Raw genomic sequence first — 15,832 nt, 5'->3', positions numbered from 1 at the left:
GGGCTTTCAGCTATCAGCCGTCAGCTATCAGCCGTTGCCATCGCTTGAAAAGCTGATAGCCGAAAGCTGATAGCTGAAAGCTACGCGAGCGCAGCTCGCTGTTTATGCCAGTCGGTGCGTTGTTCGAACATGCGGGCAGCGCGGAAGAGGGTTTCCTCGCCGAAGGTCGGGCCGAGTAATTGCAGGCCGATCGGAAGTCCGCTTTCGCTCTGACCCGCAGGAATCGAAATGCCGGGAATGCCGGCGAGATTCGCACTGATCGTGTAGATGTCCGAGAGGTACATCGCGAGCGGGTCATCGGCCAACTCGCCGATCTTGAATGCGGGCGACGGCGTGACCGGCGAGAGGATTACGTCGACTTTGGAGAACGCATCGTCGAAGTCACGGCGGATCAACCGGCGGACCTTCAAGGCTTTGTTGTAATACTGATCGCTGTACCCGGCGCTCAGGGCGTAAGTCCCGAGCATGATGCGGCGTTTCACTTCGGCCCCGAACGACTCACCACGGCTGCGGGCGTAAAGGTCGATCATGTCGTCGAACTTCTCGGCCCGGTAGCCGTAGTGAATACCGTCATAGCGGGCGAGGTTACTGGAGGCCTCCGACGGCGCAATGATGTAGTAGGTCGCGACGGAGTACTTCGAATGGGGCAACTCAACGTCGACGACCTCGGCCCCCTGCTCGATATAAGTGTCGACCGCCGCCTGCACCGCCCGGTCGACTTCGGGGCTGAGGCCTTCGCCGTAGTGCTCCCGGCAGATACCGATGCGGAGTCCGTCGATCGGTTGGTCGATCGTCGAGAGATAATCGGGGACCGGCTCGGGCAGCGAAGTCGAATCGAGCGGATCATGCCCCGCGATCGCCTGCAGTAACCGGGCCGATCCGGAGACGTCGTGAGACATCGGCCCCACTTGATCGAGCGAACTGGCAAAGGCGACGAGACCGTATCGTGAGACGCGGCCATACGTGGGCTTCAAGCCGACAATACCGCAAAAGCCGGCCGGTTGGCGGATCGAGCCACCGGTGTCGGTGCCGAGGGCGAGCGGGGCCATCGAAGCCGCGACCGCGGCAGCGCTTCCGCCACTGGAGCCGCCGGGGGTGCTGTCGAGGCTCCACGGATTCTTCGTTTTCTGGAAGCCCGAATTCTCGGTCGACGAGCCCATCGCAAACTCGTCCATGTTTGTGCGGCCAATCAATACGGCGTCGGCCGCCTTCAACCTGTTGACGACGTGCGACGAATAAGGCGGCCGGAAGTTCTCCAGCATCCGGCTCGCACAGGTGCAGGCCTTCGTCTCATCGCAGAGGACATCCTTGACCGCAATTGGTACGCCGGCGAGCGGGCCGAGGGCTTCTCCGGCTGACCGCTTGTTGTCGACCTCCCCGGCTTGTTTGAGGGCGTCTTCGCGATCGACGTGCAGGAAGGCTTCCACCTGCGAGTCGACTGCGTCAATGCGGTCGAGAAACGCGGTCGTGACTTCGGTCGATGAGAGGCCGCCGTCCGCGATGAGTCGGGCGAGTTCGTCAGCCGATTTTGCGATGATCTGGTCTGCCTGAGCCATAAATCTCGTATCCTGATCTGATCCGATTCCGCCAGTTGGGGCCGAGTCCGCTTATTCGGCGTCGATAATTTGCGGCACCAGAAAGAACTTGCCGTCGGTCTTCGGAGCATTGGCGAGGGCCGCCTCGCGCGGAAGCATCTGCGTCGGTTCGTCCTCGCGGAGGACATTGCTGCGCTCAACCGCGTGGGCCATCGGTTCGACGCCCTCCGTGTCGACCTCTTCGAGCATCTCCACGTATTTGAGGATGTCGGTCATCTGCCCGGCGAATGTCTCCAACTCGGCATCTTCGAGTCGGAGTCGGGCCAGTGAGGCGACCTTTCTAACGTCTTCGCTGGTGAACTGCTCAGCCACGTCTGGCCCCAATGTCGTGTGTGAAAATGTCGTGCGTGAATCGGTCTCGTCGATCGAATCTGATCATTCCGATCAGACCGGCGGCGAGTATAGCGCACCCCGGTCGCTTTGCAATTCGTCCGGGCACTTCGAGGGGGCATACATTGGCCGAGCACCCGCTGTCGAGAGTGCTTCGAAACGGCTCAAGCCGCGTAATCGCCCCGACCGCCATAATCGGGGTTCTCCCCACGGGCACGGGTCGAGTCAAAATGATTCAACCTGTCGCCATCATTATGACACGTTTCGAATTGGCGCGCGAAGGATTGTAATCCTTCCGATTTCGGATTGGGGGATTCGACGAACTTACAAGGGGGAATCCGGTTGTGTGGCGCGCCAAATAAAAATGTAAATGCATTCATATAAGTGACTTGCAAAAAGTCAATGCGAAAAGCGACTTTCGGCACCGGCTCCGGCACACCGTTCGCAAATTGATTCTTCCGAACAACACAGTGACACGGACGTCAGACTTGCGGTCCTGACTACCGGGTCCATCACCCGGCCGCCAAACGCGGCCACATTCAGGAGGAGTAGGGCAATGTTAGTTTTGACTCGTAAGCAGGCTGAAACGATTCAAATTGGCGACAACGTCACGATCAAGGTGATCCGGACTGGGAAGGGTTCCGTTAAGATCGGCATCGATGCTCCCAGCGACATCCGCGTGCTGCGTGGCGAACTGGCCGTGCGGGACGAAGAGCCGACCGGGGAAGACGACGCTGAGAAGGCTGTCGTCACGCCCGATTTCGAAGACTCGGCGGCGATGCCGGCGACGGTCAGCTACTCAGGCTACTTCGTGCTGCCTCAGGCTGTCTGAGCAATCGAAGCGAATGCGGCGACTGTCGGATCAGGACGGATGCCGCCCACCAAAACGGATTTCCGACTCACTTATCCAAGAATCCAATTGACGGAGAGGATCACTCCCATGAATATTTCGACCCTTTTTCAAAACGCTTCGCAGTGGGCGATCTCAGTGCTCACTGCCACGGTTCTCGCGGCTCCGTTGGCCGCTGCCGACTTCGGCCCCGCGCCGTCGACGTTCGCGACCGACTCGGTTCGGTCGAACTTCGACTCGCGATATGAGCAAGACCTGCGGTTGGATCGACGCGACTATCGCAGCCGCGACAACGATCGAATCAGCAACGACCGAAGCAATAACGGAAGCTACGATCGCCAAATCGACTATCGGACGCGGAAGCCGGTCAACGATCAGCGTGATCGCACTCCGCTTCGGAACTACGACGAGTTGTTCCGGAATCGCCCGATCGATCGAAATCTCGATCGCAATCCGATCGACCTCGACTTCGGACGGGAACCGGCTGTTCCGACTCAACCGGCTGAACCGACCGGTGTCGATCTTGTCGACGCCAAGTTGAGCCAACGCTACGGCAACCCCGTCACGCTGCGGTTCATCCAGTCGACCAGCGGTCAGCAATTCGTGAATCTCTACATGGAGATTTCGCGGATGATCGATGCCCGGCACTACGAGCCGACCTCTTATCAGGATCGGGTGGCACAGGCTGTGACGAACTTGAAGCGAGCGGTTTCGAATCCGGAATTTCAACGGGCCTACAACCTCAATCCGAGCCGGGATCGTATCGCGGCCTTCGAACGGGGAGTAGACGAGTGCATCGCGAGCCGTTCGATCTCGAATGCCAACGATGCCATGAACGCCATGTACTGTGTCGCCAACGTGGCTTCCAGCACGCTGAACCTGGGCGGAACGGCCGTCGCCGCGGAGTTTGTCTACGGTGCGACTGAATCGCTCGACAAATACTCGGCCTTCCTGCCGGAAGACCCGTCGGGCCGACAGGGAGCCGTCCTCGATGTCCCCGGCAAGACCGCCGGTGTGATGGACACGCACGTTGTCGGAATCGGTGTCGAGATTAAGCCGCACGACAACGGGATTATCGTGGTGCGGGCTCTGCGTGGCGGTCCTGCCGAAGCTGGCGGGGTCGAGCGAGGTGACGTCATCACATCGATCAACGGGCAGAGCCTGAAGGGACGCAGCCTCGACTACGCGGTCGACCTCATCACCGGACCGATCGGCTCGCCGGTCATGCTCGGGATTGCGAAGGCCAACGGGGCGAGCAACTCGGTCACGTTGCGACGTGCTCAGGTGGAACTGCGAAGCGTGAGTGAAGCGAAAATGATCGACAGCCGGGCGGGTGTGGGCTACATCAAGCTCGACAAGTTCGCCGCCACGACCGACAAGGAAATGGACGAAGCCCTGTGGGACCTTCACAACAAAGGCATGAAATCGCTCGTGTTCGACCTGCGGGGCAACCCGGGCGGTCTGCTCACTACGGCGATCAGTGTCTCGAACAAGTTTCTGCCTTCGGGTGGCATCGTCTCGACGAAAGGCCGCACGGCTGAGGACAACATGTCGGAAAGTGCGAGCCGAGCCCGAACCTGGAAGGTTCCGCTGGTTGTGCTGGTTGATGAAAACAGTGCGAGTGCCAGTGAAATCTTCGCCGCCGCGATTCAGGACAATCGTCGCGGAGTGGTTGTGGGACGCCGGTCGTACGGCAAGGGCACGGTGCAGACGCACTTCCCGGTCAGCACTGTTCGGGGCAACCTGAAGATTACGACTGCTCTGTTTTACTCGCCGACGGGACGCAAGATGGCCGGAGCCGGTGTGACACCGGACATCGAAGTCCGCGACGGCAACTACGATCTGCTGAAACCGCTGACGCAGGATGTCGATGTCATCGCCGCTCACAAAGCAGCGACCGGCAACGACGTCCGGGAGATGGCTTCGGCGGCTGAGCGTGGTGTGAACTACGATCAGCTCAGCCGACGCTAAGAGAGATCAGGACCGCGAAACGCCTCAAGACGAGGCACTTTTTTGAAAGCGGAAAGCGGAAAGCGGGGAGGAGTATAGCCGCGACCGACAGGGAGCGCGACAGAGTCAAATCTGAAGAGCACCGACGAATGGATTCGTTTGTCCTCCCCGGATTTGTGAGAGAGGTGAGAGTTGAGAGGTGAGTGGTGAGTGGTGAGTGGTGAGTGGTGAGTGGTGAGTGGTGAGTGGTGAGTGGTGAGTGGTGAGTGGTGAGTGGTGAGAGGTGAGAGGTGAGAGGTGAGAGGTGAAAGTCTGCTGGTGAATGCCCCGCTTTTCAGGCGGGGTTTTTTGTTGCGCGGGCCGTTTGCGAAGGGTCGAGCGTTGAGAGTCCAGTGTCGAGAGTTGAGCGGTGAAGCTCGATGCGATCTGACTCCTGACTCCTGACTCCTGACTCCTGACTCCTAGCTCCTAACTCGCCGCTTCACCAGAAGGCGCACGCCTCCCTCTTCCCCCCTCCCCTTCGCGTGAACCTTGCCGACTTGGGGCTGGTCGGGTGAGATACGCGGAACCGTATTCGCCCCGAGAGGAGATGCTGATGTCGCTGCAGGTGTTTCTCAACGACCGACTCGTGCCCAAGGAAGAGGCGACCGTCAGCGTCTTTGATCACGGCCTGCTCTACGGCGACGGCGTCTTCGAAGGCATCCGCGTCTACGGCGGCAAAGTCTTCTTGCATCCCGAGCACATCGAACGGCTGTTCGAGAGCGCGCGAGCGATCCGGCTCGAAATTCCGATGTCGCCAGACGAAATGACGCGGGCGGTTGAGAAGACGGTCGCGGCCAACAACATCTCCGACGGCTACGTGCGACTTGTTGTGACGCGGGGATCCGGGTCGTTGGGACTCGATATCCGCCGCACGAGCGATCCGCAGGTCATCATTATCGCCGATACGATCACGCTTTATCCGCCGGAAATTTACGAAGAGGGCATGCCGCTGGTGACGGCGAGCACGATCCGTAATCACCCGCAGGCGCTGAGCCCGCGAATTAAGTCGCTCAACTACCTCAACAACATCATGGCCAAAGTCGAGGGGTCGGACGCCGGAACCGTTGAGGCTTTGATGATGAATCACAAAGGCGAAGTCGCCGAATGTACCGGCGACAATATTTTCATTGTGAAGCACGGCGTGCTGAAGACGCCGCCGATTGATGCGGGGATTCTCGACGGCATTACCCGCCGCGCGGTATTGCGACTGGCCAGGGAGGCGGAAATCCCATCAGAAGAGGTCACCCTGACTCGGCATGATCTCTACGTGGCGGACGAGTGCTTCCTCACCGGCTCAGCGGCGGAAGTCGTGCCGGTCATCAGTTTGGACGGTCGTCCGATCGGCGATGGCAAACCGGGCCGAACGACCAATCGATTACTTGAGGCCTTCCGCGATCTGACCCGAAAATGAACCACGCGAGGTCGGGCACTTGATCGCTTTATCGCCTCACTGTTCGAAGCTCTCGTTGATTCTTAGATTCAAGAACCATCCCCGTTCCTCGGGGTCCCACGACGCACGAGCTAGAACCTCGATGTGCCCCGGCCCATCGCGACGGAGCAAAATCTCTCGGTCGCTCCGATGCCGACTAATTGAAGCCGGTTTTCGGGAAACGAAACCGTGGTTATCCAGTTCGGCAACGAGTAAATCGAGCGTCTTGTCGATCGAATTGAATCGGTCGGGATCAAGAGCATCGTCGCGCAAACGGTCTTTGGTCTCTGTGGAATAGGCAGCCACGAGAAATCGGTGGGCCGACCACGGTCCGTTTTGCAGACTGAGTCGGACTGCCTCAATACTCGCCTTTCTGAATCGATACTGCACGTTAAGTGGCTCGGTCGGTAACGTTCTCGTCAAACCCTCCGCCGGCGTGTTCAGCATTTTGCTGACGGCTTCGTAGGCCGCGTCGCGTGATGCGACGAACTCGGTTACCTCATCGCGATCATCGCGGGCCTCGGCGAGGCCGAATGCGAGTAGACCGCCGCCGATTGAGAGGACGCCCGCGAGAATGCTCGGTGTAGCGTGTTGTCTGCCCAACATTTCAGCGATTTGCATTATCCGATTAACTCAAAGAAACCCCTTGGAGCCGCATCACACCGATCGCGATGTCATTTGGCAATAAAATTTATTACGAACAAGGATGAAAGGCGCAAGTTGCTTTTGGGGAATGATTTACGACAGTTGTTGTCGTCGGTAGTTCTACGCGAGGGTGGGTGGGGAAATATGTAGAGCGATGGTGGGGTACTGGAGGCGGGGCGGGGGAGGCAGTTATTCGCACTCCGTTAGTAGCGATCGACGTGCCGGTACTGCGTCGAATTGTCGTTGCGGCGAAAGTCGGCTCATCTTGACCGCTTGCGAAGACCGAACTATCAACCGGATTCGCCGAATCGCTTCCCGCGGTTTCGCATCAAATTTTCCGATCACTTGCCGAGCGAATGGAGTCGCCGATGAGCAGTGTCCGTCTTGCAGACGGTGGCCCGGCCCCCGCCCCCTGTCCAGTTCCTCTGATCGATCTCAAGGCTCAGTACGCGACCATTCGCGACGAAGTGCAGCAGACGGTTTCCGAACTGTTTGAGCAGCAGGCATTCGTTTTGGGCGAGCCGGTGGCGGAGCTCGAGAAAGAGATTGCTGCATATTGTGATTCGGCGCACGCGGTCGGATGCGCGTCGGGCACAGATGCCCTGATCTTGTCGCTTATGGCGGCTGGTGTCGGGCCGGGTGACGAAGTCATCACGAGTCCCTTCACGTTCTTTGCGACCGCAGGGGCGATCCACCGCGTCGGTGCCAAGCCGGTGTTCGTCGATATTGAGCCGGTCGGATTCAATATCGATCCCGAACAAATCGAAGCAGCCGTCACGCCCAAGACCAAAGCAATCATGCCGGTTCACATTTTCGGCCAGTGCGCCGAAATGGAGCCGATCTGGCGGATCGCGGTGCGATTGGGCATCCCGGTCATCGAAGATGCGGCGCAGGCCATCGGTTCGGCCTATCGCGGCCGAAAGGCCGGAGTTCTCGGCACGACCGGCTGCTTCAGCTTCTTCCCTACCAAAAATCTCGGCGGAGCCGGCGACGGCGGAATCATCACCACAGACGATCCCGAGGTCGCCAATCGACTGCGTCGCCTTCGCGTGCATGGCGATGTCGGCGGGTACAACCATGTGGAGGTCGGTTTCAACAGTCGCCTCGACGCGCTTCAGGCAGCCGTGCTCCGCATCAAGTTGCGGCACTTGGAAGACTGGTCGGAGGCCCGACGCCAAAACGGTAAACGCTACGCCGAGTTGTTTCGGCACTACGAATTGCTCGACGGGGTCGAACTTCCCACGACGCTGCCCGACCGGCGACATATCTTCAACCAGTTCGTCATTCGCGTTCCGGACGGCAAACGGAACGAAGTGCAGCAAAGCCTGCGCGGGGACAACATCGGGTGCGGCATCTATTATCCGATCGGCCTGCACATGCAAAAATGCTTCGAGTTCCTCGGTTACAAAGAGGGCGATATGCCCGAGTGTGAGCGGGCCTGTGCCGAAGTCCTGGCGTTGCCGATTTACAGCGAACTGACGGCCTCGATGCAGGAAGAAGTCGTTCGCGGCGTTTCGCGGGCACTCGGTCGCGGGGCCAATCTGCCTCGACTCTACGCGAGTGAGCAACAGGGCAGCGATACCCTGCCGCTTCGCCGCGTGGGCTGATCTCGTTGCTTGCTTAATACGGCACATCGATCGATACGAGCGGCGGGGACATCCCCGCCGCTTTCTTTTTTCCCACAAGCAGAACTGTCACGACCCGACAGGTCGACTGCAAAGCCCGTGATCGCTTCGTTGTGCGACCAAACGTACGTGATCGCCTGCGTTTGCTCATGAAAGCCGATGGGATCGCCATTGGTGAAGTTACAATCGCAGTCGTGCGGGCTTGAAAGAAGTGCCCGCCGCACACCCTCCGAAGTCGTCAGATCGTCCGAAAACTCAGACAAATACGGTTTTTTTCGGCCGATCCTGAGCGGGCACGCCGTTCGCAAGTAGAAGACTTCGCCCAACCCACACCACAGATCGAAACGGACTTCGATAGGAAATTGCGGCCGCTTCCGCGCAAAGGACAGCGCGGGCTCGCCGCCAACGACCACTTGAGGTCCGTCCCAATGCCACGCTTCCAGAAATATCCGTCCAAGCGGACATCGTTCGACACGTTGTTCGAGCGGATGCTGATGGTCTCCGCGATGACGCTGCTCGTCTCGTGGGGGGCCTGTGCGATTGCCGATGAACCGGCATCTGCTCTTTCATCCTCGGTCGCCGGGGAGACGGCCATCCAGGAGGCCAAGCGGACGGCGGTCGCGATGAACTACTGCCGGTCCTCGTTCTATCGCATCCGCAAATATCCGACGCCGCAGGTCTTGGCCGAAGAAGAGCAGCGGATTCTCAACAATCTGAATCTCAACGGTATTGGGGACGAAGAGGTCATCAAGCTGTATTCGTCCGTCCTTGATGAGATCGGCGATGTCCGGCTGTCCGCACGCGAAGAGAAAGTGGTCAAGAACCATTTCAATCGCACCGTCGCCGAACGTCTGACCGCGACGGCTTTGCAAGTGGCGACCGAATTGGCCGAGATCGACTACATCACCGCCGCCCGTATCGGAGCCGGAAGTTGGTGGGATGTCCGCTCTTCGCAAATCGATCGCGACAAAGATCTGTTCAATGTGGAAAAAGAACGGATCGAAGCGGTGATGGATAAATCGACCGGCTTTCTCGATGTGTTCTGGAAGCTGGCCCGCAAACGGAACATCCCCGACCGCTGGCTGCTTCGCAACGACGATCTCGATCGGCTCGAACACGCCCTGCAGGAACGCGACGCCCCGGTCCGATTAAGACTCCTCAAGCGGATGGAACCCTTCATGGAGTGCTATCCGCCCTATCAATATCACGTGGCGCGCACCGAACAAGGTTTGGGGAAACTCGACGACGCGTGCCGCACGTTCGAGCGACTAACCGAACTGGGCGAAGGGCATTTCCGACGTGACGAAATGCTCGCCGCCTCGTGGGTCAATCTGGCGATGATCCGTGAATACCGGCACGATGACCGGGCCGTCGCCGCGGCTGAAAAGTCGGTCGCCTATGTGACCGATTCCTGGCAGGTCAATCTTGCTGCCGCCGGTGTGCTGCTGCGGGCCGGTCGGCTCGCGAAGGCCGAGGACGCCGTGCTGCGAAATTTGGACGCCGATCTTGAAGAAGCACAAAGCCGCGTCGCGCTCGTTTCGGTCATCGCCGAAACGGGAGACCCGTCTCGCATCGCCCAGCAACTTCAAGACCCGCAACTTGTCGCCCGCGTGCCCGTACCGGTGCTGCTCAAGTGCGCGGCCGCGCTCGGCCGGGAGGCGATGCCGAACCATGTAGCGAGCCGCCTGCGAGGCTCGCTTTACGGCTATTACGACCTGAATTACGGTCGCGACGACTTCGTGCTGGTCGCCGATAAGAGTTGGGATTTGGACAAGGTCCTGTTTGCTGTCGCCGGCGAAAATGAAAATAGCGAATACGGTCGCCCGAAACTGCATGTCGGCGATCAGTTCGTGACCGTCGAATTCCGCAAGCAGGGAGAAGTCGGAGCGCCGCTGGTGGCATCGAACACGCAACACGACTTCGCTTTGATGCTTAAGTACCCGACCGGTCGCGAAGTGAAATTAACACTGCGTGACGGCGCGAAAGAGCCCGAGGCGGAGAACTTCGTCGATCGTTTCGGCCGAAAGGTCCGCCGACCGGTTCGTAAGACAAGTCCGATGTGGATCACGACCGTCGGCTACGGCAAAAGCACCATCGCCCTCGCCCCGCCAAAGCGCAGTGCCGAAGCACCAACCAATGACGCTCGCATCGCAACGGCCCCCGAAGCAACCCCCTCAGACGGCATGCCGCAGCCGATCGAAGTTGCGGCGGGGGATTAAGGGACGCACTGGTTTCGGCCTTGGTTTCGGCAACCGACAGCCTGCACAACAATCCCGTACGGCTTTGCCTCTCCCTGCCGACGATCGCCGGTTTCTCTCAATCTTGATGAATGTTCAGCCGCAATCACTGGCGGAGCCAGTGCCACCCGCCGCGGGGAGAAGCAATTGAAACTGTCCTTGGTCAAAACCTCCCTCAAAATTATCCAACTGTAGACCGCTTTGCTGATGGTGTCGTTACGAGTATCAAGAGTGTAGATTTAAAGGCTCCTACATACCAGAATCTGCAATCACTTGGGACACTGCTCAGAGGGTTTGTAACCAAAGTGAAAGATTTTAACGGTGCATTCTACGCGAACTTTCAAATAAAGTCTTCTGAGATCACCGGACGAGCCGTGCATGTTGCCATTCCTCCCGGAGCTAGCAACACGCAATTTGATTTATTGCGGCAGATACATCAGGAAGCGAAAGCGGTTGGCGTCGATTTTTACTTTACAATTCTCCAATAGCATACGGTGCCCGTCATGTTGAAGATGGTTGGTGTTTATCTCTTGAAGGAAAAAATATTATGCTGTCCGCTTAATCAAGCGACGACGAAGCTATGGTTTGGCAGTGACAACATCAAGCAGTTGCCGACAGAATGTGATTCCAGAACGTTGGGCCAGCAAATTATAGATGCCCTCAATGAATCTCACCAAGGAATGCCGCATCCCACCGACTTTTCGTCGATCACAAAGCCATTGCTGGAAGCCGCTGGGGTTAGGTCAGCAGGTATGCTACACCGAAAATCGACGTTTCTATCTGTTGAATATGATGGATCTCAATTCGTAGTCGAACCGCACGTCCCGAATCCGGACGGCGGGGTCGTTCCCGACCCTGACGCGAAGTCGGTCTTCGATTCCTCAATCGATCCTGAGGTGCTCGGACGCGAGATACTGAAAAATCGATAGCATTGGAGTGCAGAATATGAAAATGATCAGACCGTCAACGCACAATTTATACAGTCGCGCCGTCCGACGTGAAGCGGGAATATGTGTTGCCACCGCACTTCAGCGGGCTGGGATATTCTCGCTTATCTAAATTTTTTACATGATGTTTTGACAACTTTAAATGAAACTTCGGCCGGCGCTATTGTCCGTGACCAGTGATGATGTACGTCAGATGCTTTGCGAGCTTCAAAAATACTGGCGTTTGCAAGGGGTCGAGCAAAACGCTTCGGCAACGACAGCTCAAATTGACTCACTGAAGTTACATTTGGAACCGGCGAGACATCCAGAGCTTTACGCGTATTTCGAAAGCGTGAACGGTATGCCTCCGGGGCAAACGGATGATGCGCTGATTCACTTTCGATCGATTTCGGAGGTACTCTTCGACCTTGATCGATTGGCAGACAACATTCGAGAGATCGAAATCGCTGATTACTCGCTCAAAGCATTTGTTCTCGTTTTATCTCTGGATCAAGAGGGTTCGGGGGGTGCGATCGATGCGTTCGACGGAACAAATCGGAAAAGGATAGCAAATACGTTCGTAGATCTCTTGCGAGAGTATTTAAGGAGTCCACAAAATATAGCCAATCCCTTCAATTAGCCGACGGGTGGCTGGGGACGGGCGCGATTATTAAGCAGGCACTTGGTCGTCATTCCACGTCGGACTAATTGAAGGTCGCCCGCCCCCAGTCGTCCAACGGGCGCCCACTTTGTGACCGGCGACCCGTGATCGCTGGGGGCGACTAAAAGGTCGTCCCCAGCCACCCGCCGACATTGGGACGAATCGTCCGAGTTGGAATTAAGGGTCTTGGTTGTAAGGGCGACGGGTGGGACGGGCTTTGCCAGTGATTTGAAATCAATAGTGTGCTGAATGCAGCTCATCTCGATGATGGAGTAGCCCGCTCGATTTCCGCGTCGTCGATAATTCGATTAAGTAATTCGGCCGAGGTTCCGGAGAGTAGAACTGAAGCGATTGGTTTTTCGTCGACGGCGATCACCGCATTCAGGCACTCGTAGCAGATTACGATTTCGGCGATATGATCATCTTCCGTCCGAAATTTAAGAGCGTGTCGGGGCAGGAAGCAGCCGGCTGCCAGTCCTGAACTCGCCGCGACGTCTTGTTCCAGTGCGTCGGCGATACTCGAAATCAACCTCGGCTCCGTTAATTCCATTGAGTCGATGACCGCCGATTCGTTTCCGAGCGGGTAGTACTTCAGATTTTCTTTGACGACCTGATGCGGGTGCGGGTCGAGAGAGTACAACGCTACTTGATCAGAGTTACGCAACGCGGCCAGCACCTCGGGCGGAATTGCGTTTTCATCCGACCCATAGGGCGTGCAGCCGAATAGCACCAGCGCGAGCAATGTGGAGATGCGTTTCATAACTCACTTGCAGTGAGGAGAGCCAAAGGGTGGCGCAGGCATTATCGTTGATCCGCGCGCGTTATCAATTTAGCTGTCAATTGCTATTTCGATAGGCGGACGTCGTCGCGTGACTCCGCCTATCTTACACGCATTGGCAATTGTTACCTGCTCGATTTCTCCTTTTGCTGGGTGCCGGGGGCAGCTTGCCCCCGCAGGGGGAGGCTCGTTTCCGGTATTGCATCTGTTCTCTTGGTCAATCGTCCTTTGGCTGCCGCGGAAGTGAGCGATGCAAGGACGATGCGATCATCCAGATGCGGGGGCGAGACGCGCCCCGGCACCCGAACGTGGGCCGCCGCGCAACCGTCTTCCTACGGTTGGAGGAACACACGGTGCGCACCGCCTCTGTTCGCCCCGCCGGTGGGAGTAGTCATCTGACTGCGTTATCCCCATGCGGCGGATGTTGCCGCGGCAAAACTGCCGGGCGCGCGTCCGTTTTTTATTTAAGCTGTCAGCTATCGGCTGTCAGCTATCGGCAAGACTTGGGTAGTCCGGCCTTTTGTGGCCGGGTGCCGACAGGCACAAGATGCCGCTCGAAAACATTAAGAAAGAATTGGAGGCCGACACCGAAAGTGAAATTAATAAATCCCGAGTGGCACGGACAACGTCCGTGCGGCGCAGCCGCCAGAACATTCAGCTACCGACCACAATTAACATTGGACGCCGGTCTGGTGGGGACACCTCAACCCGAGTGCTCTTGTCGCTACGCGACCCGGACGATGTCCGGGCCACTCTATAATTGGACGGTTACCAATAGGCACAAGATGCCGTTTGAGAACATCGCAAGACAATTGGAGGCCGACTCCGGGAGTGAAATTAATAAACCCGAGTGGCACGGACAACGTCCGTGTGGCGCAGCCGCCAGAGCATTCAGCTGCCGGCCACCTTTAAAATTCGATGCCTCATCAGCAGGGAAATCGCTGCCTGAATACTCTTGTCGCTACGCGACCCGGACGATGTCCGGGCCACTCTCAGGTAACGACTCGGCCTCAAAAGGCCGGGCGGCCCGCGGTTGGGCTCGCCAGAAGCTGACAGCTGATAGCTGATAGCTGATAGCTTTTTAAGCAGCCTGCGTAGCATCGTACTGGTTCAGCTTATTGTAAAGCGTCTTGAGTGCGATGCCGAGTTCTTTGGCGGTTGAGGGCTTGTCTCCGCCATTGCGATTCAGTGTTTGCAGGATAACGTCCCGCTCGATTTCCCGCAGGGTTTTGGTGTCGCCCAATACTTGGAACGGGACACTGGCTGCTCCGTTGGCCCGGGCACTGCGAAGAATATTGGCGGGCAGATCTTCCGGCTTAATCGTGTGACCGTCCGACAGAATAACAGCGTGTTCCAGTCCGTTGGCCAACTCGCGGACGTTGCCCGACCAGTCGTGCCGGGTCAGAATGTCCATTGCTTCCGGCGATATAAACTCGTCCGAGATGTCGGACTTCTTAAGGTGCCGGGCGATTAAGTGCCGGGCGAGTTCGGGAATGTCTTCCTGTCGGTCGCGAAGTGCCGGCAGGTGCATCTCGAATGTATTAATGCGGAAGATAAGGTCATCGCGGAACTCGCCTTCGGCGGCCATCTCCGTGAGGTCGCGATTCGTCGCACACAGGATGCGAACATCGACCGTGAAGGATTCGTTCTCGCCGACGCGGCGGATCTCGCCCGACTCCAGAAATCGGAGCAATTTGACCTGCATCGTCTTGTCGAGCTCGCCCAATTCGTCGAGGAACAGCGTTCCGCCGTTGGCGACTTCGAACAGGCCTTTGCGAGCGGTTTCGGCACCGGTGAAGGCTCCCTTGCGGTGGCCGAAGAATTCGCTTTCGACGAGATTCTCGGGGAGTGCCCCGCAGTTGACCGCCACGAACGGCTTGTCGGCTCGTTTACTCAGTTCATGAATGCGGCGGGCGACCATCTCTTTGCCGCTGCCGGTTTCGCCGAGAATGAGGACCGTCGAGTCGGTCGGCGCGATCTTCTGAATCAGCATTTTGACTTTGGCCATCAAGGGGCCATCGCCGATCAAGTCGCTTTTGGGGCCTTCGACTTTTCGAATTTGCGATTCGAGCGCGGCGGCTTTGTTTTGCAGGGCGAGTTTCTCGCCGATCTGATTGAGTACGTTGGCGATTTCAAACAGCTTGGTCGGCTTCGGCAGGAAGTCGAACGCTCCCTTGCGGACGGCGTGAATCGCCTCGTCCATGTCGCCGTGGCCGGTGCTAATGACAAATTCGGTCTCGGGCGCGACCTCATTGATGTGATCGACAACGCCCCAGCCGTCGACATTGGGCATCCGCAGATCGATGATGGCCGCATCGAACGACTGCTTGTTGAGCGCCTCGATGGCCTCGGCGCCGTCGGCGCACAGTGTGACGTCAAATCCGAGCCGGGGCAGCTCAATGGACATGATATTGCGAATCGCATCCTCATCGTCAACGAAGAGGACGCGGAGCTTGTGTCGGGCGGTTTCGTCGGCCGTCTTGGTCAACTTCAATCCCTCGTTCGCTCTGTGTCGATCAAATTGATCGACGAAGGGCTGCTGCCAAAGCGACGGCTGTGCCGACGCCGGTGGCGATGCCCGGACTCGATTCATCGTGACAGGTCAGTGTGTCGGGGGCGGTTGGTAGCAAATGCCCGGAGGGGGCACAATCTGGTTTTCTGTAGGGAAATCGATCGAAATTGCGAGAATTTGATCAAAAATTTCGGATCGCTGTCCAAGAGTGCGGGCCCCGTGACTTTCGACCGTAGCGCCGTTACGCTGCAG

13 protein-coding genes are annotated in these 15,832 nt (G+C 57.9%); 8 read left to right on the top strand and 5 right to left on the bottom strand.

Annotated features, from left to right (window positions below; translation table 11 throughout):
• Positions 1-80: 80 nt before the first annotated feature.
• Entirely contained in the window at positions 81-1,556 is a 1,476-nt protein-coding gene (gatA, locus tag Pan189_RS12450) for an Asp-tRNA(Asn)/Glu-tRNA(Gln) amidotransferase subunit GatA (RefSeq protein WP_145364229.1), read from the bottom strand.
• A gap of 51 nt (positions 1,557-1,607) precedes the next feature.
• Complete coding sequence (gatC, locus tag Pan189_RS12445; protein ID WP_145364227.1) at positions 1,608-1,907, bottom strand: Asp-tRNA(Asn)/Glu-tRNA(Gln) amidotransferase subunit GatC; 300 nt, start codon at positions 1,905-1,907, stop codon at positions 1,608-1,610.
• Positions 1,908-2,481: 574 nt separating this feature from the next.
• On the opposite strand from gatC, the gene Pan189_RS12440 reads away from it, so the two are divergent.
• From Pan189_RS12440 to ilvE, 3 genes are all read left to right on the top strand, one after another.
• A complete protein-coding gene (locus Pan189_RS12440) occupies positions 2,482-2,757 on the top strand; it encodes a carbon storage regulator (RefSeq protein ID WP_145364226.1) in 276 nt (91 codons plus the stop codon).
• 108 nt (positions 2,758-2,865) lie between these two features.
• A complete protein-coding gene (locus tag Pan189_RS12435) occupies positions 2,866-4,746 on the top strand; it encodes a S41 family peptidase (protein WP_310820400.1) in 1,881 nt (626 codons plus the stop codon).
• A 574-nt stretch (positions 4,747-5,320) separates the two neighbouring features.
• Positions 5,321-6,178 carry a branched-chain-amino-acid transaminase gene (ilvE, locus tag Pan189_RS12430; protein ID WP_145364222.1) on the top strand — a complete coding sequence of 286 codons (858 nt, stop codon included), beginning with the start codon at positions 5,321-5,323 and terminating at the stop codon, positions 6,176-6,178.
• Positions 6,179-6,214: 36 nt separating this feature from the next.
• Here the strand turns inward: ilvE and Pan189_RS12425 are convergent, their stop codons facing one another.
• Positions 6,215-6,817 carry a hypothetical protein gene (locus tag Pan189_RS12425; protein ID WP_310820398.1) on the bottom strand — a complete coding sequence of 201 codons (603 nt, stop codon included), beginning with the start codon at positions 6,815-6,817 and terminating at the stop codon, positions 6,215-6,217.
• 392 nt (positions 6,818-7,209) lie between these two features.
• Between Pan189_RS12425 and Pan189_RS12420 the strand changes: the two genes are divergently transcribed.
• The 5 genes from Pan189_RS12420 (at position 7,210) to Pan189_RS12400 (ending at position 12,269) form a co-directional block, all read left to right on the top strand.
• Positions 7,210-8,448, top strand: a complete 1,239-nt coding sequence (locus tag Pan189_RS12420; RefSeq protein ID WP_145364218.1) for a DegT/DnrJ/EryC1/StrS family aminotransferase — start codon at positions 7,210-7,212, stop codon at positions 8,446-8,448.
• A 446-nt stretch (positions 8,449-8,894) separates the two neighbouring features.
• Positions 8,895-10,685, top strand: a complete 1,791-nt coding sequence (locus Pan189_RS12415; RefSeq protein ID WP_145364217.1) for a tetratricopeptide repeat protein — start codon at positions 8,895-8,897, stop codon at positions 10,683-10,685.
• 110 nt (positions 10,686-10,795) lie between these two features.
• Positions 10,796-11,191, top strand: coding sequence for an endonuclease toxin domain-containing protein (locus Pan189_RS12410; RefSeq protein WP_145364216.1), 396 nt, complete (start codon positions 10,796-10,798; stop codon positions 11,189-11,191).
• Positions 11,192-11,206: 15 nt separating this feature from the next.
• Positions 11,207-11,632: a hypothetical protein gene (locus Pan189_RS12405; protein WP_145364215.1), complete on the top strand. Its 426-nt coding sequence runs from the start codon at positions 11,207-11,209 to the stop codon at positions 11,630-11,632.
• A 187-nt stretch (positions 11,633-11,819) separates the two neighbouring features.
• Positions 11,820-12,269 (top strand): hypothetical protein, encoded by a 450-nt coding sequence (locus Pan189_RS12400; RefSeq protein WP_145364214.1) that lies wholly within the window; start codon positions 11,820-11,822, stop codon positions 12,267-12,269.
• Between the two features lie 277 nt (positions 12,270-12,546).
• Here Pan189_RS12400 and Pan189_RS12395 read toward each other — a convergent pair whose 3' ends face one another.
• Together Pan189_RS12395 and Pan189_RS12390 are read right to left on the bottom strand one after the other, a co-directional pair.
• On the bottom strand, positions 12,547-13,050 hold the full coding sequence (locus Pan189_RS12395; RefSeq protein WP_145364212.1) for a hypothetical protein: 504 nt from the start codon (positions 13,048-13,050) through the stop codon (positions 12,547-12,549).
• A 1,099-nt stretch (positions 13,051-14,149) separates the two neighbouring features.
• On the bottom strand, positions 14,150-15,562 hold the full coding sequence (locus Pan189_RS12390; protein ID WP_445785722.1) for a sigma-54-dependent transcriptional regulator: 1,413 nt from the start codon (positions 15,560-15,562) through the stop codon (positions 14,150-14,152).
• Positions 15,563-15,832 lie beyond the last annotated feature (270 nt).

It is taken from the genome of Stratiformator vulcanicus (assembly GCF_007744515.1).
GTDB classification, from domain to species: domain Bacteria; phylum Planctomycetota; class Planctomycetia; order Planctomycetales; family Planctomycetaceae; genus Stratiformator; species Stratiformator vulcanicus.
This window is presented reverse-complemented; position numbering and strand designations above follow the sequence as displayed.

Bases quoted from the DNA above. Each gene is read 5' to 3' on its own strand.
- Pan189_RS12435 (WP_310820400.1), top strand. From the start codon at position 2,866: ATGAATATTTCGACCCTTTTTCAAAACGCTTCGCAGTGGGCGATCTCA.
- Pan189_RS12415 (WP_145364217.1), top strand. From the start codon at position 8,895: ATGCCACGCTTCCAGAAATATCCGTCCAAGCGGACATCGTTCGACACG.
- gatA (WP_145364229.1), bottom strand. From the start codon at position 1,556: ATGGCTCAGGCAGACCAGATCATCGCAAAATCGGCTGACGAACTCGCC.
- Pan189_RS12420 (WP_145364218.1), top strand. From the start codon at position 7,210: ATGAGCAGTGTCCGTCTTGCAGACGGTGGCCCGGCCCCCGCCCCCTGT.
- Pan189_RS12425 (WP_310820398.1), bottom strand. From the start codon at position 6,817: ATGCAAATCGCTGAAATGTTGGGCAGACAACACGCTACACCGAGCATT.
- Pan189_RS12410 (WP_145364216.1), top strand. From the start codon at position 10,796: ATGTTCAGCCGCAATCACTGGCGGAGCCAGTGCCACCCGCCGCGGGGA.
- Pan189_RS12395 (WP_145364212.1), bottom strand. From the start codon at position 13,050: ATGAAACGCATCTCCACATTGCTCGCGCTGGTGCTATTCGGCTGCACG.
- Pan189_RS12405 (WP_145364215.1), top strand. From the start codon at position 11,207: ATGTTGAAGATGGTTGGTGTTTATCTCTTGAAGGAAAAAATATTATGC.
- ilvE (WP_145364222.1), top strand. From the start codon at position 5,321: ATGTCGCTGCAGGTGTTTCTCAACGACCGACTCGTGCCCAAGGAAGAG.
- Pan189_RS12440 (WP_145364226.1), top strand. From the start codon at position 2,482: ATGTTAGTTTTGACTCGTAAGCAGGCTGAAACGATTCAAATTGGCGAC.